The following is a 21,571-nucleotide window of genomic DNA, read 5'->3' on the forward strand; positions in this document are numbered from 1 at the left end:
ATTTTTGCTTATAATAGATCTTGGATTCTGTTTTAATCCACGATCAATTTTTGGATTCTTCAAATTTCCTTTTATCCCATCCTCCGCCAAATGCCTTATATAAACCAATCGTTGCGCTTAGAGATTCCAATCTTGCTCCCTCTTGTTCTAGTTCTGCAGCAAACAACGCACTTTGCGTGCTTAAAACTTCAAGATAATTTGTATAACCTTCCTCATAACGCAAGCTTGCAAGCTCTAGCGTGCGTCTTAATGCTTCAACCTGATCCTTTAAGCTATTTAATCGCTCCCGTGTCATTTGCACATTAAACAAACTTTCCCTAACTTCTCCAAATGCTGTCTGTAAGGTCTTTCCATAAATAAATAACATCTCTTTATATTGTGATTTTGCCAGTTTTACATTTGATCTTGTTCTACCAAAATCCAAAAGATTCCCTATGAAATTCCCACCAAAATTCCAAGTAGAATTTGAAGTTCTTACAAGCTCATTTAATTCTGGGCTTGCATAACCTAGAAGTCCCGTTAAAGAAATCGTTGGGAAATACGCACTACGCGCAACACCAATAGAAAAATTTGCCGCCTTTAGATTCTGCTCTGCTGCTTCAATATCCGGGCGTTTTTGCAAAATACTTGATGGCAAACCTGCTTGTATGCTTGGAGTATCTACTAAAGTTTGCGGTGAAGTTGGAATCGCATTTTCAAACACCCCTTTACCATCGCGTCCTAAAAGGATTAAAAATGCACTTTGTGCAGAATTTTGCTCCATTAAAAGGCTCTGTAATTGCGCTTGAACACTTGCCATTTCAGATTTTGCTTGCTGCATATCAATCTCTGAAATCTTTCCTGCTTCAAATTCTTTTTTGCGGTATTCATAATTTTGCGTGCGACTCTTTAATGTATTTTGAGAAATTTGCACCTGATTATTAAGCGTTAAAACACCAAAATAGCTCTGCATTACATTTGCAATCAAGCTTAAACGCACCATATCTCCATTTGCCTTAATTGCAAGCAATTTCGCCAAAGCACTTCTATCTGCATCTCTAGCTCTTCCCCACAAATCAAGCTCAAAACTAAGCACTGCACTTAAAGAAAAATTATTATAATTTTCTCTTTGTCCTAAATTTAAATTTTTACGATTCCGTGTTGCCTCCCCTTTAACATCTAAACTAGGATAACGATCACTTCTTGCATACCCCCATTGTGCGCGTGCTTGCTCTATACGCTCCATTGCAATAAGTAAATCATAATTATTTACCAACGCTTCTTCTACAAAAGCATTTAACTGCGTATCCCCAAAATCTTCCCACCACTTCTCTTTAATCTCAAAATTTTGAGATTTTTGTAAGGATTCTTTGGAATCTGGGAGATTTGTAATAGGCTGTGAATATTTAGGAGACAGCGAACAACCGCTAAAACCTAACGCTAAAAGTGCAACAAAACTTAAACCAATTTTGTAAATTTTAGGATGCATTTTTTCTCCTTAAATTTGCAATAAATTCACTAAAACGCGCAAAATAAGTATAAAACAAAGGGATAAAGAAAGTTGCAATAAAGGTTGCTGCAAGCATTCCTCCAATCACGCCTGTACCTATGGCGTGGCGACTCGCTGCTCCTGCACCTGTGCTAACAGCGAGCGGTAATACTCCAATGGTAAATGCCAAAGAAGTCATCACAATAGGGCGAAATCTAAGACGCGCCGCTTCAATAGCAGAATCATAAATATCTTTACCCTCCACTTCTCTAGCTTGCATTGCAAATTCAATAATTAAAATTGCATTTTTCGCAGCAAGTGCAATTAGCATTACAAGTCCGATATTAAAATAAATATCTGCACTTAAACCCCTAAGCCAAGTTGCTAAAATCGCTCCAAAAACTGCAAAAGGAACAGCCGTTAAAACAGCCATAGGCATAAGCCATCTCTCATATTGTGCTGCTAAAATCAAAAAGACAAAAATCAAGCCAAAAATAAAGGCAAGAGAACCTGTATTGCTACTTGCTTTTTCTTGATAAGAAGTTCCAGACCAAGCAATCGTATAACCCTCTGGTAAAACTTCTTTTGCCACTTCTTCAATCGCTTTTAAAGCATCTCCTGAAGAATATCCAGGTGCTGCATCTCCCATTAATTTCGCCGCTGGAAAGAGATTAAAACGTTCTAAAATATCTGGGGCAACAATTCTCTTGAAGGTTACAAGCGCACTAATTGGCACCAACTCTCCATTTTCTGAACGCACATAGACATTACGCAAATCCTCTGGACTCTCTCTAAAAGCACCATCAGATTGCACATTAACCTTATAAGTTCTCCCATAAAGATTAAAATCATTAACATAATAAGAACCAAAGGTTGCTTGTAGCGTTGAAAATACATCATTAATATTAACCCCTAAAGACTTAGCTTTTTCTCTATCAAGTTGCACATTATATTGTGGCACATCAGCACTTAGCGTTGTTCTAATACTTGTTAGCTCTTGCCTTTGCGATGCTTTTTGTAAAATCTCTTGCGTATATTTTTGTAAATTTTCAATAGAACCTCCCGTTCTATCTTGCACATACATCTCAAAACCATCTGTTAGGCTAAGCCCCATAATAGGCGGAGGATTAAGGGCAAAAATAATTGCATTAGGATTCCGCATTAATTGCCCTGTTAGCGAATTTGCAATTTCTTGTGAATGTTGATTGTCTTCTTTGCGCAAATCCCAATCTTTTAACTTCACAAAAGCTGCTCCCCCAAATGTTCTAACTGCACTTGAAAGCAAATCATATCCTGCAAGAGCCATAATTGCTTCAGTATCAGGATGATTTCTGACCGTTTGTTCCATAAAAGAAGCAACATCTGTTGTCTTGCTAAGCGCTGTTGCTGGTGGAAGTTTCATAGAAATCAATAAAACTCCCTTATCCTCTGAAGGAACAAGACCAGTTGGAACACGTGTAAATAATCCATAGGTAATTCCAATAAGACCTACAAATAAAATAACATATAATGTCCCACGACGAATTGCGTGTGCAACTTTTTGAGTAAATTGATAAGTTAGCCAATCAAAGAAAACATTAAATTTTTTTACAAGCCAAAATGGCTTAGGTTCTCGTGCTTCAAGCAAAGAAACACACAAAGCCGGAGTAAGCGTTAATGCTACAAAACCAGAAATCACAACGGAAATGACAATCGTAATTGCAAATTGTTTATAAATTTCTCCTGCAAATCCACCAATAAATGCCACAGGAATAAATACTGCTGATAATACCAAAACAATTGCAATTACAGGACTTGCAATCTCTTCCATAGCCTTTGTTGTTGCTTCTTTCACAGAGAGTTTTTCATCGTGAATTAACCGCTCAACATTTTCAATCACAATAATCGCATCATCAACAACAATTCCAATAGCAAGAATCAAACCAAAAAGCGTTAAAAGATTAATAGAAAATCCCAAAAGATACATTCCCGCAAATGCACCAATAATAGATACGGGTACAGCTAACACTGGGATAATTGTCGCCCTAAAATTTTGCAAAAAGAAATAAATTACAATTACAACTAAAACAATGGCTTCAATAAAAGTCTTAATCACTTCTTTTACAGAAACATCAACAAATGCCGTTGTATCATAAGGGATTGCATATTCCAATCCATCAGGGAAGTTTTTAGACAATTCTTCTAGTTTTGCACTCACATTTTCTGCAACATTAAGCGCATTTGCTCCAGGTTGCAAAAACACACCAAAAGCAACTGCTGGCTTGCCATTATAAAAAGCATTGACACTATAATCCTCCGCACCCAAAGATACCTTAGCGACATCCTTTAAGCGCAACGATGAACCATCGGGATTTGTGCGAATTAAAATCTCCCCAAATTCTTCCGCGCTCGTAAAACGTCCTTGTGTTGTTACAGAATAAGTAAAATCCAAATCTTTTCTTGTAGGTTCTTGTCCAAATGCACCCACTGCAAATTGAGAGTTTTGTTCTTGGATTGTAGCAATCACTTCAGCAGGAGTCAAATTATACTTCGTAAGTTTATCAGGAGCAAGCCAAATACGCATAGAATATTCTGAACGACTAAAAAGCGATGCATCACCAACACCTGGGATTCTCTTCAACTCGTCCAAAATATTAATCATTGCATAATTCGCAATAAAGATTGCATCGTGACTTGGAGTATCTGATGAGAGTGAATACACTGCAAGAATTGTGGAAGAACGCTTCTCAACAGTAACTCCCATTCTCTGCACTTCTTGGGGTAACTGACTTAAAACTCCTTGTACTCTGTTATTAACATTAATCGTTGCTTGATCAGGATCTGTTTCGTTTGTAAAATAAATATTAATGGATAATGCACCACTAGAAGTTGCGGTAGATTGCATATACAACATTCCTTCAACTCCATTAATGCTATTCTCTAAAACACTTGCTACACCTGTTGAAATCACCTCTGCGCTAGCTCCGGGATAAGTTGCTTGCACAACAACTTGTGGTGGAGTAACTTGTGGATATTCTTCTACTGCAAGAGAGAAAATTGACAGCGAGCCTGCAATTACAATAATAATAGACATTACCATCGCTAAAACAGGACGATTAATAAAGAATTTTGAAAACATTTACAATTCCTTATTGAACATTTTGCTGCATTGGCGCAACTAATGCACCCGGACGCAATTTAATAAGTTGACTTGTAATTATCACATCATTATCACTTAATCCACTTTTAACCACCACATTATTTCCTATAGTATGTCCAATAGTAATATAAGCTGTCTGCGCTTTACCTTCAACAATTTTAAATACATAACTTCCCTTAGCATCTTGCATTAAAGCATTTTGTGGAATCACAATAGAATCCTCCAAAACAAATCCTTCTAGCTTAATGCGCGAAAACTCTCCGGGGATTAATAAATGATCTGGATTCTCCACTAATGCACGCGCCTTAATTGTAGCAGTTGTAGAGTCGATCACACTATCAATAAAGTCAATTTTGCCTTCTTTTGCATATTTGCTCCCATCAGGTAAAATATAATGCACACTTACATTTTCTTGATTAAGCGTGCGCACAAAATAATAATCATTGCTTGGAATTGAGAATTCCGCGTGAATTGGATCAAGCTGTGTAATAGTTGTTAGCACATTATTACTACCAACCACTCCTACTAAATCCCCAATATCATAGCGTTTCATACTAATTTTTCCACTAGCAGTTGCTAGCACATCTGTGTAGTCTAGATCAATCTTAGCTATATTTAAACTTGCTCTTGCGTTTGCAACTGCTGCATTTGCATTTTCAAATGCAGATTGTGCAGAATCGTATTCTTTGGGGCTAAGTGCTTTTTCTTTAAAGAGTTTTTGCGCACGCTTCCAATCACGACTTGCTGCTCTAAAAGTTGCTTGCGCAGAGAGAAGTTGCGCTTGCGCCATATTATAAGTTGCTTGATACTTAGAAGGATCAATTTTAAAAAGTTTATCTCCCTGCTTCACAATCCCACCTTCTATAAAATGCTGTTCAAGCAATGTCCCTTCTACTCGCGCATAAATATCCACACTTTGCAAACTTTCAAGTTTTGCTGGAAACTCAAAACTTACAGGAATATCAGCAGTTTTAACGTTATAGGTGCTAACTGGAATTACTACATTTTTCTGCATTGCTTGTGCGTTTTCTTCTTTAGAACAAGCTGTTAGAAGCAATGCACCACACATTAAACCTAAAAGTGTTTTAGAAAATATTGCATGTGTTTTTTTCATTGTTTTCCTTATCTAAAAATCAGCTTTTTAATCAATAATTACAAAGTTGTAATTATAATTACACATAAAAGTGTGAAATTCTAACTAACATTAACTTAAAATTAAGCCACATAAGCAAAATTACACAAATATTCAATCAGCACTTAAAAGAATCAAGCTGTGTATTTAATAATTTTGCTTTTTCTGCCATTTCTTTTGAAATTGCACTAATCATATGCACAGCCTCACTATTATCATTTGTAAGTTTATCAACCTCACCGATTTGTTTTAGCACGGTTTGCATTGCATTAAAAAGCGTATTTGTCTTTTCTAAAGCTTCAACAGAAGCTTTTACTGCTGCTTCAAGAGATTGTGTACTAGTTTCTAAAATTTCTGTCCCCTCTATTGAATCATCAGCAACACTAACGATTTTCTGAATATTTGCGCGCATTGCATTATTTGCATCTGTGATAGATTGAATAATCATATTAACCACAGCATTAATTTCTCCTAAACTTTTTTGTGTGCGTTCAGCAAGCTTTCTTACTTCATCAGCCACCACAGCAAAACCACGACCAGCCTCACCTGCACGCGCTGCTTCAATATTTGCATTAAGAGCTAGCAAACTTGTTTGATCGGCAATTTCTGCAATAATAGTTAAAACATCTTTAATTTTATCTGTTTCTTGCGCACTTTGCTCCAAATGTTCTGCAATATTATGCTCAACACTCACATTTTCTTGCACATTATTTGCCACTTTCAATAAAAGCTTTTTCGTCTCAGCAAGTTGTATAGAAGATTCTTGAATATCTTTTGCACTAAGTTGCACTAAATCTTTTGCAGCATTTAGCATTTCTTCTATTTCTTTACCGAGATGTGCACTATCTCTTGCAACTTCAACAGAACGATTAATGCGTAAATCAATCTCATTTGAAGCACTAAAAAGCTGATGAGATTGTGTAATATTTTGATGACTAATATCCTTTGCGCTACACACTGTGCTTCCAATTTTTTGAATAAAGCGATTAATATATGCACTTGCTTTTGCAATTTCATCTTCATTTTTTACAGGCAAACGCTTCGTTAAATCTCCATCTCCTTGCGCTAAATCAAATGCAACTTTTGTTAGATTTGAAATGGGATAAAATACCCAACGATTAAACAATAAAAGTAGCAAAAATAACGCAACAACTCCAACTCCTGCCATTAAAAAAATGATGTTATTACGCACAGTATTAGAATCTTGCATTAACTCCTTTGTTGAAATTTGCATTTCTGATACTCCAAGCACATCACCAACTTGTGAAGTCGCGTGACACATCACACACGCCTCTTCTGCCAAAATCGGCTTTGCCATCAAAAAACCCTCATCATCATTTTTTTTGTAGGTTCTAATGAGCTCCTTTTTGCTTTCAAAAACCTTTAAAATTTCCGTCCTTGTTGTTAATTCTTTTTGTAACCCCATTAATTCAATCACATTTTGTGCTGGAAAAATTTCTAAATTTGCGATTCCATTAACCTTTTTAGAGCCCTGAATAAAATCTCCAATCACAACTGGATCTCCTGTATTCATTGCAACCTTTAGTCCCTCTGTCAGCATTGCATTGAGCTGATGTAATTCCCTTGTAGAGCTACTTTTTGCAATACTACTAAATCCATTTTGTAAATTGTAATAAACCATTGCTAGCAAAACCAACAAAAAACCAACAATCATCACAATAATTTTAGAATGGATAGTCTTTAGCATTATTCTCTCCTGATTTGAAATCTGAAAATTACAATATCGTCTCTAAACAATTATGAGATTGTAAATTAACTCCACTAAAATGCTTGTTAAAAAACATCATTTCTATCGTTTTTGTAAGCTTTATCTTTCTTATTTTTATAATTTAATGGTAGTTCCACCTTAAACTCTGCTCCATCTTTTTCATTAATAAAAGAGATTCTGCCTTGCATAGAATCTAAAAACATTTGCACCATATAAAGTCCAATCCCTGTTCCGCTCTTCTTTGTTGTAAAAAACTTATCAAACACTTTTCTTGCAATATCCGTATGGATTCCACCACCATTATCCTTTATATAAAGCACACAAACCTTTGAACCAGCGATATTTTCTTCCAATGCACAACGGATTGTAATCTTTCCTTCTTTAATCTCTTTTTTCTTTAACCTATCCTTAATTGCTTCAATTGCATTATCTATTAATATAATAATGATATTTTGAAATTCGCTTTTAATAATATTAACCTTTAAATGTTTTTTATCCTTACAGGATAAAAATTTTATAGAAATATTATTATCCAAAATACTATAAAATAAATCTAAAGTATTTTGAATCACAGAACAGACTTCAAACTCTTCTTTCTCTTTAGAAGGAATATAGAAGGAGCGAAATGCATCAATAGTATTTGACATAAATTTGATTTGTTCTATCATAATTTGCAAATACTTCTCAAACTCAACATCATTAAGCATTCCTAAAGAACGCATTTCTTTTAAGTTTTGACACACTAAATAAAGCGCATTTAACGGCTGCTTCCACTGATGAGCAACATTACCTAACATTCTGCCCATTTCTTCATCTTTGGTTTTTTGTGCAAGCATTAAATGTTTATTTTGTAACTCTTCTTCTAATTTTTCTATATCCGAGATGTCAATAAAAGTAAAATACAAAGTTGTCTTTTGCGCAAACTCTAAGAAATTGATTGATATCATCACTGGTATTATCGCATTGATTGTCTGCAAATGCATACGAAAATTTTGACGTCCCTTACTCTGTTTTAATCGATCAATTTTTTCTAAAATAAAACGCTTACATTCTGCTTCTTTAAAAAGCTCTAAAACATTATAATTTAGCATCTCAATCCCAAAAAGATTAGATGCAGAACCATTATATTTAATGATTTTTAAATCTTCATCTTCAGCAATAATGATAGCATTTAAGCTACTCTCAAACAAATAATCATATGTATAATCACTCTTTAAACGCTGTGCTACTTCTTGTTCAATTTGAAATGCAAGTTCTTTACTTAAAATCTCAACCGCTTCTCTTTTACTTTGAAGTTCGCTGACAAGTTTTTGACTTTTATTTAACGCACCTCTTAATTGTCTGTACTGACTTGCAAAATAAATCACCCCCCAAACTAAACAAATCAACACGCCAAAAAACAATACTCCAAGAGAGTAATTCTCATTCCATTGTGTCAGCCACTCCATTGATACCCCCCCCTATTTTCACTTCTTTAAAATTATACAACACCAAATGCAGTTTTTAATCACTTTTAGGGTTTTTTAGCTTTTGTTTTGTTACAATTTTGGAATTTTTTTAGAAGGTAGAAAATGACAACTGCGTTACAGACTTGCCCACTTTTGCTTGAAATTGGCACAGAAGAATTACCAGCAATTCCATTTTTAGCAGAATTGCCAAATATTAAAAATAAATTTCAAAAAATTTTAGAAGCGAACCGCTTAAATTGCGCATTTGAGTTTTATTACACGCCGCGCCGCTTGGTTATTATTGCAAAAGAATTTCCAAATCTTCAAAGTGCTGAAACTTTAGAGTTTTTCGGACCGCCTTTAAGTATTGCTTACAAAGATAATGCACCAACACAAGCTGCATTAGGATTTTTTAAAAAATGTGGGATAGATCCTAAGAATGCACAAATTATACAAAAAGACGGAAAGGAAATTCTTTATTGCCAAAAAAACGCAGAACAACTCTCTTCTAGCGCACTATTAGAAGCAATCGTGAAAGAATTTTTAGAATCGCTAAATTTCGGAAAAACAATGCGATGGGGAAGCCTAAAAGAATCTTTCATTCGCCCTATTTCTTGGATTTTATGTCTTTTAGATTCCAAACTCACCCCCTTAAAACTCTATGGCATAGAAGCAAAAGCACAAACTTATGTGCATCGCAATATAAGCTTTGAACCTTTTGATGTAAGCTCTTTAGAGTCTTATTTACAAACCTTAGAAGACAATGGAGTTATTTTAGATCAAAATGCACGCAAAAATAGAATTTTAAAGGCGATCACAGAAATTGAAAAAACCCAAAATCTCCAAGTAGAAATTGATCAAGATTTACTCAATGAAGTTGTAGCAATTACAGAATATCCTACTGCACTTTTTGGAGAGTTTAGCGCACACTTCTTAGAGCTCCCGGCTCCTTGCATTATCACTTCAATGAAAGTCAATCAACGCTATTTTGCAACCTATAAAAACAACAAGCTTCACCACGGATTTATCCTAGTTTCAAACACTTTGAGCAAAAACCCAAAAGAAATCATCGCAGGCAATATTAAAGTTTTACGCGCACGCTTAGAAGATGCACTATTTTTCTACCACAATGACTTAAAAAATGGTTTTATGCCAGAAAAATTAAAAGAAGTAACTTTTGTAGAGGGCTTAGGCTCAATGTGGGATAAAACTGAGAGAGAACGCTTAATTGTTAGGGTTTTAGGAGATTTATTTAAAGAGAATCTACAAAAAGAAGAGCAAAATCTAGGATTAACTTTTGAGATCTTAGATCAAGCAAGCTTACTTAGCAAAGCCGATTTAATGAGTGAAATGGTCTATGAATTTACAGAATTACAAGGAATTATGGGATATTACTATGCTAAAGCACTGCGCTATGAAGATCGCGTTGCACTTGCAATCAAAGAACAATATCTACCAAACTCTGAAGAAAGTGCTTTGCCATCAAATCTCACAAGTGCCATTATCGCGCTTGCTTATAAGCTTGATAATCTTTTAGGACTCTTTAGCGTTGGCAAAATCCCAAGTGGCTCACGCGATCCTTTTGCTTTGCGCCGTGCCGCAAATGGAATCATTAAAATCGTCTTGCATTTCCGTTTGCCTTTTCACTTAAGAGAAGTTTTACAAACCCTTAAAAAATCTTACAAAGATTTTGATATAGACACGCTAGAAAACTTTATTTTAGAGCGTTTAGATTCCACATTAGAATTCAATCCATCACTCTTGCGTGCTGTTTTAGCCACAAATGAACGCGATTTAGTGCAGATTTTTCAAAAATTAGTAGCTTTAGATTCTGCATTAAAAAATCAAGATAAACAACTTTTAACGCAAACTTTTAAACGCCTAGCCAACATTACAAAAGAAGTTGATTTAACAGGAGAACTCCCCATCAAAGAAGACAAACTTCTAGCTAGTGAAGAAATAGAACTCTACAATAGTTTTAAACTCTGCAAAAGCAATGATTATACAAAACACTTAGAATCTCTTCTAAGCTTAAGTCCAATTTTAGAACGCTTTTTCGATAAAGTGCTTGTAAATGCTCCTGACGAAGATTTTAAAAATAACCGCAAACATCTCATTGCTCGCATTTATAAAGAGTTTTTAAGCATTGCAGATATTAAAGAAATTAGTTTCTAGGATTTTCTTTGCAAGAATTTAAGGGTGTGAAAATTACAAAAATCAAAGAAGCAATTGCAGTAAAAAAACAAAGCTTTGATATGCAATGGCTTGGCAAAAGCCTTGCCTACACTCCCTACCAACCCCGCCCATTGGATTTAAAACGCACAAATGCACTTCATACAATTTATATGCTTATTGATAATGAAGATTTTTTATTGCATGCAAAAGAGCTTGAAAAAGATGTTAAAGCCTTTATTACAGAATCATTAGAACTTACAACTTACCTTAGACGCTATGTCAATACCCCCTTAATTTATGATTTTTTAATTTTGGATTCTTACCAACTTTTAGAAGCCCTTGTTTATGGTGTAGATTGCGTAATGCTTTATCCAAAATATTTAGAGCAAAAAACACTTAAAGAACTTAGTCAATACGCATTAAAACTAGGGCTAGAAAGAATCTTTTGCATAGAATCCAAAGAGGATTTAACAAAAGCAATTTTTGCAAAAGCAGATCTTTTAAATCTTAATGAAACTTTTTCACTTATTTCTCTAGTCCCCAAACAAAAAATCCTAATCTCAAGTCTATCCAAAGAAAATTTTAATTCATCTATTATCAACACGCTTGATGCGCAAATCATCAAAAAATAAATTTTTTAAGCTTAATTTTAGATTATTTTAGTTAAATGCTACATTTCATTTTAACTTGTGGAGTTTTTTATGTCATTAATGATTAATGAAGAATGTATTGCCTGTGATGCTTGTCGCGAAGAATGTCCAAATGAAGCCATAGAAGAAGGGGATCCTTATTACACTATTGATCCTGAGCGTTGCACAGAATGCTTTGGTTTTTATGATGAGCCCGCTTGTCTGTCTGTGTGTCCTGTGGATGCGATTATTCCAGATCCTGATAATGTAGAGACGCTTGAAGAATTAAAATTTAAGCATTCACAAATCCATAAAGAAGACTAAAGGCTATAAGTAATGGCAAAAATCACTGCCATCATTGATATTGGTTCAAATTCTGTAAGAATGGCAATCTTTGAAAAAACTAGCCATTTAGGATTCCATCTCCTTTATGAAACAAAGAGTAAAGTTAGGATTTCAGAATCCACTTATGCGCACAATGGCTACTTACAGCCTATTCCTATGGAGCGTGCAATTTGTGCATTAAAAGACTTTTTGAGCATTGCAAAAACTCATAAAGCGCGCAAGATTCTATGTGTAGCAACCTCAGCAGTGCGTGATGCGCCAAACAAAACAGAGTTTTTAAAACTTGCACGCAACATTGGTTTAAAAATTAAAGTCATAAGTGGAGAACAAGAAGCTTATTTTGGCGCATTAAGCGCGTTAAATCTTTTGCCTTATGCTAGTGGGATCACTATTGATATTGGTGGCGGTAGCACAGAATGCGCACTTATTGAAAACCATAAAATCATTGATAAAATCTCATTGGATATTGGCACAATCCGTTTAAAAGAACTTTTTTTGGATAAAGGAGATTTAAAAGGTGCAAAGGACTTCGTTCAAAATGCACTCCATAATCTCCCAAAACATTTTCTACATAAACGCATTTTTGGAATCGGTGGCACAGCAAGAGCACTTAGCAAAACAATCCAAAAGCGCATTGAATATCCAATTGATACACTGCATGCCTTTGAATATGATTTTTTTAGCCACACAGAGTTTTTCCGCGCAATTTATTCCGCAAAGCCCAGTGATCTTCCAAAACTAGGTATCAAAGAAGATCGCATTGACTCCATACAAGGTGGCGCATTAATCTTTCATCTAGCTCTTTTGCATTTTGGCGCACAAAGCGTTGTAACAAGTGGTGTTGGCGTAAGAGAAGGTGTATTTTTAAATGACTTATTACGCAATGAAAATGGACATTTTCCGCCAAACTTTAATCCTAGTGTGCGCAATTTAAAAGATAGATTCCAAAAAAATCCAACGCAATCTAATGCGCAAAAACTTTTAGCTATGCGTCTTTTTAACGCACAAGAAAATCTAGATCTTATTCCACAAAACTATAAAAAACATCTAAACATAAGCGCAGAACTTTGCAATATTGGGATTGCACTTAACTTTTATGAGAAAGGCTATCATAGTGATTATATCTTATTAAATGCTCTAAATTACGGCTTAACACATCAAGAACGCTTGCTTATTGCTACAATTGTGCGTTATGCAGGCAAAAAGATTCCAGACTCTCTCTCTTATTTAGAGTTACTCCCAAACTTGCAAATCCTAAAAATCCTTAGTTTTTTTGTAGCATTAAGTGAAATTTTAAGCCAAAATGAAAAACCACGCGACTTTCATTTTATGCTCTTTGAAGGATTAAATGGCTACACACTGCAAATCACACACCCAAACGTCTCCTACCTTGTGCAAGAAAAGCTAAAAAAACTCACACTTCCTAGCCCACTTTCACAGCTTGCCCTTACAAGCTCTAAGGGGCAATAATGTCCAAAGCTCTAAATCTTGCAATTGTGCGTTTAAGTGCTATGGGGGATATTATCCATAGCGCTAGCATTTTACCAAGCCTACTTAAAGTTCTTAATGCACACTGCACAATCCGTCTTAGTTGGATTGTAGATTCTGCTTTTAAAGAAATTTTAGAAGATTCCCCATATATTCATCAACTCATCGCACTACCATTAAAAAATGCTATACATTCTAAAGATTTAAAAGCCTTGCTCGCAATCCATAAAGCCCTAAATAAAGAATCCTTTGATATTGTTCTTGATATGCAAGGACTTATAAAATCTGCTCTTGTAGCAAAATCCTTAAAGACAAAATCTCTTTTTGGATTCCAAACTCCTAAAGAATTTCTTGCAAAATTCTTTTATAGCAAAAAGATTCCAATCCCTTATTCTAGCCATATTCTCCTGCGTAATGCCACCTTAGCCTTTGGTGCTTTTAATTTACCCACTCCAAGCCTTGAAACCCTAAAATCCCCAGGGCAATTTTTAGGCGTTAAACCTATGGAGTTCTCATTTCTTTTAAAATTTCAAAAAAAGATTCTTTGCGTGCTTGAAACTTCAAAACCTAATAAAACTTATCCTTTAGAAAATTTTTTAGAACTCACAAAACTACTAAACGCTAAAGGATACACACCAATATTTTTAACAAAAAATCCAATACAGATTCCAAAAAATGCAAATTTTCAACACGCACATAGTCTAAGTTTAACACAAATTAAAAGTCTAGTTGCGCAAATGGATTTAGTAATCGGTGGAGATACAGGGATTACACATTTAGCGTGGGCTTTAAGGCGTCCATCTTTAACACTTTTTGGCGCAACTCCAAGCGAACGTTTTAATCTTAACACACCGCAAAATCTCTCTTTAAGCGCAAATCCTAATGCAAATTATGATAAAAACGATTTTAGCATCAAAACTATCTCTCCAAATGCGATTTTAAAGCTTGTAGAACAGCTTTTAAACCAGGAGATTTAGTGCAAAAAACTCCTTTTATTAAACAAAAATTTCTTTTTTTATTTTTAAATACCTTAGGATATTTCTTTCTATATCTTCCGCATTTTTTGCGTTTAAATTTTGCTAGAGCTATTGCTTTTATTCTTTATCTTTTGGATTCCAAACGCAAACTTGATTTGCTTAAAAATCTTGATTTTGCTTACAATGGATCGCTATCAGAAGAAAAAAAACAGGAAATTTTAAAAACAAACTATTTGAATTTAGTTTATAATAGCATCCATTTTTTTATGCTTGCAGTCAGTAGTAAAAAAAAGGTTTTAGATACCATTAACATTGATAAACCTGAAATCATTGCTGATCTTTTGCAAAATCATCAAAAAATCGTCTTTGTTACCGCACATTTTGGAAACTGGGAATACACAACTCCTGCTTTTACCTGCACTTTTGACCATAAAATAACAGCTGTCGCTAGAATGACACCTAGTGCCTTAGTAAATTCTTATCTCACACGGGTGCGTGAGCGTTTTAATATCACAATTTTAGATAAAAAAGGTGCAGCTACCGGTTTAATTCGTGCTCTTAAAAAATGTGGTGTTGTTGGGATCGTAACTGACCAAAACACCGCTTCAAATGAAGGATTGCTTGTCAAATTTTTTGGTAAAAATGTCCGCCACACACCTATTGCTTCTTTGCTTGCTTTAAAATACGATGCAAAAATCGTTCATTTTATCGCAGAATATTCTAAGGATTATAAAAAAATAAATATCAAAATATTTCCACCTTTAGAATTTGAAAAAACACAAGATTTACAAGCAGATATTCAATCTCTAACGCAATTACAAAGTGATATTTTAGAACAAATTATTAGAGAAAATCCAAAAGAGTGGTTATGGTTTCACAAAAAATTTAAAAATCAATATCCAGAAATTTACAGGCATTGAATAATGAAAATTCTAATCATTAAACTTAATAAAATTGGTGATGTTTTACTCACTAGTCCTCTTTTTGAAAACCTAAAGGCACATTTTGGAGAAAATTGTGAAATTGATATGCTTGTTAATGCAGGCACTGAAGGACTTTTGGATTCCACATTATTAAATACAATCATTTCATTAAAACGCCCTAAAGGGATTTTTTCTAGATTAAAATCTGATCTTTCTTTACTTGTTGCCTTAAGAATGCAAAAATACGATATTGTGCTTGGGCTTACAGGTGGAGAACGCACTGCCTTTAGTGCGTTTTTTACCGGTGCTAAAGTGCGTGTTGGATTCCCACCAAAAAGTTTTTGGGCAAAAAATCTCTACACCCACAAAATAAAACGCTACAAACCACAGCACAATATTGAATCTAATCTCGATGCTTTACGCGCCCTTGAAATTCCAATCCTTAAAAAATATGTATGCCCAAAAATCGCCAAAGATTCCATTAAATTAAAAAATCTACCCAAATATTTTGTGCATTGTCATTTTTTTAGCGACTGGAATTTTAAATGCCTAGAAGATTCTTTTTGTGCAAAAATTGTGGATTTCATCACACAAACCTATCAAATCCCTTGCGTGCTAACAGCTGCGCCAAGCGAAACGCAAAAGATTCAAACCATACAAACTCTAACTGCAAGCAAACCTATAATTTTCGCAGGCAATCTTGCTTTAGATGAAGTTGCTTTGCTTAACTCCAAGTCTAAAGCATTTGTTGGAGTAGATACTTCTATAATGCACTTAAGTGCTGCAAATGAGATTCCAACTTTTGCTTTTTTTGGACCAAGTTTTACACAAGTTTGGGGACCTTGGGATAATTCCTTGCAAGATTTTCCCTATAAAAACCAAAAAGGTGGAATCCAAAAAATAGGAAAACATTGCATTTATCAAGAGCAAATGCCCTGTATTCCGTGTGGTATGGCAGGTTGCAATGACAGCCAAAAAAGCGATTGTCTTACAAGCAAACTTCATCAACAATCCGCTCTGCACGCACTACAAAACTTCTTAGATCCTTTACTTAAAGTGTAATGGCATTCTCCGTTAAAAGCGCATTTAAAGTATCTTGCATATTGCCAACTCTACCAACTCTTAAATTTTCAAGAACATTAAAATATCCCAAACAAGTCTGGCAAGAATAAATCTTCATACCCTTTTCTTCTAAACGCCTTAAAATCTCCACACCCTCATCATCTGTGGTAGCAAGCAAAACCGCACGATTTAATAAATACATTTCTTTGAAAGAAGATTCTCTTGTTAAAAGCGTTCCTAAAAAACTTAACATAAGTTTTTTTCCAAGCTCTCCATCTTCTCCAACAACATTGTCTTTTAATAACAAAATTTTCTCCATCATATCTCCTTTAGAATTGACAACACTGCTTCAAGCTTATCTTTTTTTCTAGCATTTTCTAAAAATCCCCTAAAGCGTTTTGGGATTTTGAGCTTACGATATTTTTCTTTAAACTCTTTTGGGATTATCTCTAAATGCTCCTTAAAAGGAGCGATAAAAACTCTATTTTCTAACTTTTCTATACTCACTTTATGTTGCACGACTATTGAAAAAGATTCCTTTTTAAAAAGCTCTAATAGCAAAATTCTCTGCGCACGCGAAAGTAGAACACCACAATACTTACAAGCCTTATCAGCTTGTTCTACACTTCCATCTTTAAACACACAAAACACTTCTAAAGTTGGAATTCTAAATCTCTCTACCTTTGCATTTTCTTGCCTTAAATGCTCCAAACTAAAAGCAATTCCATTTTTAAATCTCTCAAGCAATGGATTACTAAAATTTTCCCTAAAAGAATTGCGTAAAAACTTAGAACAAAAATTACTAAAATCTTCAAAATAAAAAATTTTTTGCCCTTTTAAATATTCTAAAATCTCTTGCCTTGAAGTCTTTAGCAACGGTCTAACCACCTGATAATCCACAATACCTTGTCTTTTATAGCACCCTTGCATTTTAAGCAAACTTGAACCCTTACAAAACTGCATTAAAAACCACTCAAAAGCATCATTTAATTGATGGGCTAAAATCAAGTTTTGGTAATTTTGCTTTTGTATGATTTCTTCAAAAAACGCATAACGCACCTTGCGTGCTTGATGTTCAAAATCCTTTAAAATCGGCTTTGCTTGCTTAATAAAACATTGCTTGTTGTCCCAAAAGCAAAGCATTTTAGCTCGCTCTACTTCAAGCTTAGATTGCTTTCTTGCCCCATAATCTACAATCGCTACATCAAAAGCAATCCCATACTCACGCAACAAAAAATACAATGCACTAGAATCTACGCCTGCTGAAAAAGCTAAAAGATTCCTCCCCTGCCTTAAGACTTCTAAAAACTCAAGCTTAAGCACGCCCAATCACACACCCAAGAACATTTTCTCCAACAACTTCTGTAATTTTAATCTTATAATATCCTGCTTCTAGCTCTCCTGCAATCAAAGAATCATTAATTAAAATCTCTCCATCAATATTTGGCGCAAAGCGCACATCTCTTGCGCTATAAAAATATTCAGACTCTTCAGATCTTCCCTCAAGGATTACCACAATCTCTTTACCTAAAAGATCTTTTAAATGACGTTTGTATTGTTTTGTAAAAATTGCATTGATTGCTTTTAAGCGCGCATTAATAATCTTTTGTGAAATCTGCTCCATTTCTGCGCTTTTTGTGCCTTCTTCCTTAGAAAAGGCAAAAAGATTCATTCTATCAAAAGAAAAATCTTCAATAAAAGCACAAAGCTCTTCAAAATCACTTTCACTTTCTCCAGGGTGTCCAATGATAAAACTTGTGCGAACAAAGCTATTAGGAGCTTTACGCATAAATCTTAATAGTTCCTTAAAATGATGACTTCTCCCCATTATTTTTAGCACACTAGGGCTTGCGTGCTGTAAGGGCATATCAAAATAATTCACAAAGACTTTAGAATCACAAATGGCTTGAATCAACTCTTTAGATGTGGTAGAGGGATAAAGATATAAAATTCTAGCACTTCTAAGTTTTAATCCATTTTCAACCAACTCATCAATGCCTTTAATTAATGCAACAAGTCCATCTTTAACCCCTAAATCACGCAAATAAGAACTAGAATCTTGAGAAATAAAGCTAAAATCCCTAAAACCTTGTTGAACTAAATTTTGCACTTCCTTTAGAGTGGATTCTAGTGTGCGCGAATGTAGTTTGCCCTTAAAAGATGGAATCGCACAAAAACTGCATTTTTGATTACAGCCTTCTGAAAGCTTAATGTATGCGTGGATTTTTGAACCACTAATCACACGCTTGGTTGTTTCATTTGCTAAAAATACTCCATTATGATTTTGGCAAATTGTTTCTCCTTTTTTACGCTTCTCAATCATCACATCAATCTTGTCATAATCCCCAACACCTGTAATAATATCAATCTCCGGGATCTCCTGTTTTAACTCCTTTGCATATCGCTCACTCAAACAGCCACTTGCTACTAAAATCGCTCCATCTTTTTTAGATTCCAATGCCTTTAGAAGTGTTTGTATGCTTTCTTGTTTTGCCGCTTCAATAAAACCACAAGTATTGACTATCACAACATCAGCTTCACTTACATCTTGCGTATTTTCATAAGTGCTTAAGCGTCCAAGCATCACTTCACTATCCACTAAATTTTTTGTGCAACCTAAAGAAATTAAATGTAATTTTTTACTCAAAAAAGATTCCTTATTATAATGTCTGCAGGCGTTTTAGAGCCTCTTTTACCATTGCGCCCACCTCATCGCCTTGTAGCCCTTTTGTTGCTTTTGTAATTGCGTCATTTTTATAACCTAAAGATTCTAGCGCTAAAATCACTTGTTGTAAGTTAGAATCCTTTGGCAGACTTACACTTTCTCCTTGCATAAGATCTAGCGACCAACCAGAAAGTTCTACTAAAATTCTTCCAGCACTCTTTGGACCAATTCCCGGCACGCGTTGCATTGATTTTATATCATTACTTTCTACAACCTTTGCAAAAGTTTGTGGTGTATAGGTAGAAAGAATTGCCATAGCCACCTTTGGACCTACACCATTAATTTTAATTAAGCGTTCAAATAGGCTTTTTTCTAATAACTCTACAAATCCAAAAAGTATTTGTGCATCTTCACGAATAATTTGTGTAATATGCAAAGTTACCTTTTCTCCTATGCTTGCTTGAATTTGTTGAGAAGCTTGCAAAGATACAAACACTTCATACACTAATCCAGCGCATTTAATTCCAAGTCGTGTAGGTTCTTTTAAAAAAATCTCTCCCTCTAATGCAATAATCATCACTCTCCTTATAACACTAATTCAATTTTATCATCTTTATAAATCACTTTTGAAGGCTCGCCGGGCTTTGGGATACATAAGAAATTCTTGCTTGGCGCATAAAAAGTATAATGCACTTCATTATGCCCCACCCAACCACTATCTACACTAATTGTTGCATCTTTTGTCTGTGCATCTAGCTTTGCAAGTGCATCACGCGCAATTTTAAAAGTTTCACTACGTTGATTAATTGTGTCTCTTTTTTCACGCAACGCCACAACGCGCGCACGATATTCTTCAAACTTTTCCAGCAGATAACTTGGCGGTTTTGTTTTTGTGTTTTTATATTGTGTTAAAATCTTACGCACTTCATCGGCAGTCTCTTTTAACTTTGAGAGTTCTAAGCTCTCTATTTTGAGTTCTTTTGTTAAACGAATCGCTTCCTTAATAGAATTATTTTTTTGCGCTAAAAGCGTGTTATATAACTCTTTGTTAGCAGGGCTGTAATTTGCTGCTAAAAAAAATTTATTTTCTCCTTTTTTCATATGCACAATATGAATATTTTTTGTTGCATACAAAAAGGCATTAGAATGCAAAGTTTGGATAATAATTTCTTCTGCATAAATCTTGCCACCATACATTTTGCTAACTTCTACACGCTTTCCTTCAATAATCCCAGTTTCTAGCATATCAATTTGGATATTTTCACCCTTAATATAACCTTTATGTGTAGCAACTTCTACATTTTCTGCATAGATTTTTGAACTTTGATGCGTCAACCCACCAATATGCACTCTTTTAGAATGCACAATCGCATCAGAACCAACATTGCCCTCAATATTTACCTCTCCCGCTTGGATTTTCATTCCCTGCCCTAAGGCTTCTCTCATTACATCTGTTTCTGTAATATTCACTACCGTGCCACTATCAATAGCACCAATTAATGATCCAGTAGTCTTAAAAGAAACCTCTTTAGCCTCAAGAGTATCCTCAATACTTAATACATCATCTTTATAATCTAAGATTCCACCTATAATGCTTTTGTATTCTATTTTATTTGGATATTCTACAGGCACAATACTCGTCGTATCATATCTTAAAGGACTTGTTTGATGTTCGCTTTTTGGAGCTTGTGGGATAATATAATCTCCCCTAATATTACGCCCAGGCTTTCCTTGCATTGGTTTTTGAAACTCACAAATAATTTCATCGGCTAAAACGGTTTGAAATTGTGCAGTTATATCTTTTTTAAAACTTAGTTTTGCTTCAACGCTAGCGATAAGATTGACTCCGCGCACCAACAAATATCGCACCTCTTTTTTGATAGGATAAGCTAATGTTTTTAGAAACTCTGCTAATGCTTTTTGTTCTTTTTCTTCATCAAAACATAAAATCTTATTCCAAACTTTTTCTTTTTTTATCTGTGTATAAAGATTTTCAAAATCTTCTTCTTTATAAGAAAAACCTGTATGAAAATACAAAAATGCTTCACTAAAACCTTTATCTGCACTTAAATGAAATCGTGTTTCCTTGCGCTCTTTTTCTTTAATCAAAATACAATATCTTTGTGAAATCACCAAATTTGGCTCTAGCATATTATCGCGGTTTTGCAAAAATGTATCCACAAAATCTTGCTGAATTTGCTCCAACTCATAATCATAAAGATTTTTTTTGTAAGTTGTTACTGCTTGAAGTTCAAAATCAAAAGAATCCGCATCACGATTATACTGTGAAGCTATCTGCTTAATAGCAAACTTAATATCTTCACATTCATTAATATAATAAGGTCGAAATGTATGCGAACCTTTCTTTAACATATCTCTAAAACCTTTTAT

Annotated in this window: 17 protein-coding genes; 7 read left to right on the forward strand and 10 right to left on the reverse strand. The window is 34.6% G+C overall.

Annotation, left to right across the window (positions count from 1 at the left end):
* Positions 1-43: 43 nt before the first annotated feature.
* From Q0358_RS03730 to Q0358_RS03750, 5 genes are all read right to left on the reverse strand, one after another.
* A complete protein-coding gene (locus Q0358_RS03730; RefSeq protein ID WP_299547401.1) occupies positions 44-1,468 on the reverse strand; it encodes an efflux transporter outer membrane subunit in 1,425 nt (474 codons plus the stop codon).
* Positions 1,458-4,586: a multidrug efflux RND transporter permease subunit gene (locus Q0358_RS03735; protein WP_299547404.1), complete on the reverse strand. Its 3,129-nt coding sequence runs from the start codon at positions 4,584-4,586 to the stop codon at positions 1,458-1,460. Before Q0358_RS03735 ends, Q0358_RS03730 begins: the two co-directional genes overlap by 11 nt.
* 10 nt (positions 4,587-4,596) lie before the next feature.
* Positions 4,597-5,721, reverse strand: a complete 1,125-nt coding sequence (locus Q0358_RS03740; RefSeq protein WP_299547407.1) for an efflux RND transporter periplasmic adaptor subunit — start codon at positions 5,719-5,721, stop codon at positions 4,597-4,599.
* A 136-nt stretch (positions 5,722-5,857) separates the two neighbouring features.
* Positions 5,858-7,447: a methyl-accepting chemotaxis protein gene (locus tag Q0358_RS03745; protein WP_299547410.1), complete on the reverse strand. Its 1,590-nt coding sequence runs from the start codon at positions 7,445-7,447 to the stop codon at positions 5,858-5,860.
* 86 nt (positions 7,448-7,533) lie between these two features.
* Positions 7,534-8,916 (reverse strand): PAS domain-containing sensor histidine kinase, encoded by a 1,383-nt coding sequence (locus Q0358_RS03750; protein ID WP_299547413.1) that lies wholly within the window; start codon positions 8,914-8,916, stop codon positions 7,534-7,536.
* A 123-nt stretch (positions 8,917-9,039) separates the two neighbouring features.
* On the opposite strand from Q0358_RS03750, the gene glyS reads away from it, so the two are divergent.
* The 7 genes from glyS to Q0358_RS03785 all read left to right on the forward strand — a co-directional run bounded on the left by glyS (position 9,040) and on the right by Q0358_RS03785 (position 16,515).
* Entirely contained in the window at positions 9,040-11,091 is a 2,052-nt protein-coding gene (glyS, locus tag Q0358_RS03755) for a glycine--tRNA ligase subunit beta (RefSeq protein ID WP_299547416.1), read from the forward strand.
* An 8-nt stretch (positions 11,092-11,099) separates the two neighbouring features.
* On the forward strand, positions 11,100-11,723 hold the full coding sequence (locus Q0358_RS03760) for a hypothetical protein (protein WP_299547419.1): 624 nt from the start codon (positions 11,100-11,102) through the stop codon (positions 11,721-11,723).
* A gap of 69 nt (positions 11,724-11,792) precedes the next feature.
* Positions 11,793-12,044 (forward strand): YfhL family 4Fe-4S dicluster ferredoxin, encoded by a 252-nt coding sequence (locus Q0358_RS03765; protein WP_299547422.1) that lies wholly within the window; start codon positions 11,793-11,795, stop codon positions 12,042-12,044.
* Positions 12,045-12,056: 12 nt separating this feature from the next.
* Positions 12,057-13,535 carry a Ppx/GppA phosphatase family protein gene (locus Q0358_RS03770; protein ID WP_299547425.1) on the forward strand — a complete coding sequence of 493 codons (1,479 nt, stop codon included), beginning with the start codon at positions 12,057-12,059 and terminating at the stop codon, positions 13,533-13,535.
* A complete protein-coding gene (gene waaC / locus Q0358_RS03775) occupies positions 13,535-14,530 on the forward strand; it encodes a lipopolysaccharide heptosyltransferase I (RefSeq protein ID WP_299547428.1) in 996 nt (331 codons plus the stop codon). Before Q0358_RS03770 ends, waaC begins: the two co-directional genes overlap by 1 nt.
* The gene (locus tag Q0358_RS03780; protein WP_299547431.1) at positions 14,530-15,450 is read left to right on the forward strand and encodes a lipid A biosynthesis lauroyl acyltransferase; all 921 of its coding nucleotides are present in this window, start codon (positions 14,530-14,532) and stop codon (positions 15,448-15,450) included. The genes waaC and Q0358_RS03780 overlap by 1 nt, the downstream gene beginning before the upstream one ends.
* A 3-nt stretch (positions 15,451-15,453) precedes the next feature.
* Positions 15,454-16,515 carry a glycosyltransferase family 9 protein gene (locus Q0358_RS03785; protein WP_299547434.1) on the forward strand — a complete coding sequence of 354 codons (1,062 nt, stop codon included), beginning with the start codon at positions 15,454-15,456 and terminating at the stop codon, positions 16,513-16,515.
* Here Q0358_RS03785 and Q0358_RS03790 read toward each other — a convergent pair.
* From Q0358_RS03790 to Q0358_RS03810, 5 genes are read right to left on the reverse strand one after another with little or no spacing between them, the layout of a single operon-like run.
* Positions 16,505-16,834, reverse strand: coding sequence for a hypothetical protein (locus tag Q0358_RS03790; protein ID WP_299547437.1), 330 nt, complete (start codon positions 16,832-16,834; stop codon positions 16,505-16,507). The genes Q0358_RS03785 and Q0358_RS03790 overlap by 11 nt on opposite strands.
* A complete protein-coding gene (tilS, locus tag Q0358_RS03795) occupies positions 16,834-17,838 on the reverse strand; it encodes a tRNA lysidine(34) synthetase TilS (protein WP_299548187.1) in 1,005 nt (334 codons plus the stop codon). Before tilS ends, Q0358_RS03790 begins: the two co-directional genes overlap by 1 nt.
* Positions 17,831-19,162, reverse strand: coding sequence for a 30S ribosomal protein S12 methylthiotransferase RimO (gene rimO / locus Q0358_RS03800; RefSeq protein ID WP_299547440.1), 1,332 nt, complete (start codon positions 19,160-19,162; stop codon positions 17,831-17,833). The genes tilS and rimO overlap by 8 nt, the downstream gene beginning before the upstream one ends.
* A gap of 13 nt (positions 19,163-19,175) precedes the next feature.
* Positions 19,176-19,757 carry a Holliday junction branch migration protein RuvA gene (gene ruvA, locus Q0358_RS03805; protein ID WP_299547443.1) on the reverse strand — a complete coding sequence of 194 codons (582 nt, stop codon included), beginning with the start codon at positions 19,755-19,757 and terminating at the stop codon, positions 19,176-19,178.
* Between the two features lie 8 nt (positions 19,758-19,765).
* Positions 19,766-21,553 (reverse strand): FapA family protein, encoded by a 1,788-nt coding sequence (locus Q0358_RS03810; RefSeq protein ID WP_299547445.1) that lies wholly within the window; start codon positions 21,551-21,553, stop codon positions 19,766-19,768.
* Positions 21,554-21,571 lie beyond the last annotated feature (18 nt).

It is taken from the genome of uncultured Helicobacter sp. (assembly GCF_937893305.1).
Taxonomy (GTDB): Bacteria; Campylobacterota; Campylobacteria; order Campylobacterales; family Helicobacteraceae; genus Helicobacter_D.

Excerpts from the sequence above, each read along its gene's own strand:
- waaC (WP_299547428.1), top strand. The coding sequence starts at position 13,535 with ATGTCCAAAGCTCTAAATCTTGCAATTGTGCGTTTAAGTGCTATGGGG.
- glyS (WP_299547416.1), top strand. The coding sequence starts at position 9,040 with ATGACAACTGCGTTACAGACTTGCCCACTTTTGCTTGAAATTGGCACA.
- Q0358_RS03765 (WP_299547422.1), top strand. The coding sequence starts at position 11,793 with ATGTCATTAATGATTAATGAAGAATGTATTGCCTGTGATGCTTGTCGC.
- Q0358_RS03750 (WP_299547413.1), bottom strand. The coding sequence starts at position 8,916 with ATGGAGTGGCTGACACAATGGAATGAGAATTACTCTCTTGGAGTATTG.
- Q0358_RS03770 (WP_299547425.1), top strand. The coding sequence starts at position 12,057 with ATGGCAAAAATCACTGCCATCATTGATATTGGTTCAAATTCTGTAAGA.
- Q0358_RS03790 (WP_299547437.1), bottom strand. The coding sequence starts at position 16,834 with ATGGAGAAAATTTTGTTATTAAAAGACAATGTTGTTGGAGAAGATGGA.
- Q0358_RS03735 (WP_299547404.1), bottom strand. The coding sequence starts at position 4,586 with ATGTTTTCAAAATTCTTTATTAATCGTCCTGTTTTAGCGATGGTAATG.
- Q0358_RS03730 (WP_299547401.1), bottom strand. The coding sequence starts at position 1,468 with ATGCATCCTAAAATTTACAAAATTGGTTTAAGTTTTGTTGCACTTTTA.
- Q0358_RS03740 (WP_299547407.1), bottom strand. The coding sequence starts at position 5,721 with ATGAAAAAAACACATGCAATATTTTCTAAAACACTTTTAGGTTTAATG.
- Q0358_RS03810 (WP_299547445.1), bottom strand. The coding sequence starts at position 21,553 with ATGTTAAAGAAAGGTTCGCATACATTTCGACCTTATTATATTAATGAA.
- ruvA (WP_299547443.1), bottom strand. The coding sequence starts at position 19,757 with ATGATTATTGCATTAGAGGGAGAGATTTTTTTAAAAGAACCTACACGA.
- Q0358_RS03745 (WP_299547410.1), bottom strand. The coding sequence starts at position 7,447 with ATGCTAAAGACTATCCATTCTAAAATTATTGTGATGATTGTTGGTTTT.
- Q0358_RS03785 (WP_299547434.1), top strand. The coding sequence starts at position 15,454 with ATGAAAATTCTAATCATTAAACTTAATAAAATTGGTGATGTTTTACTC.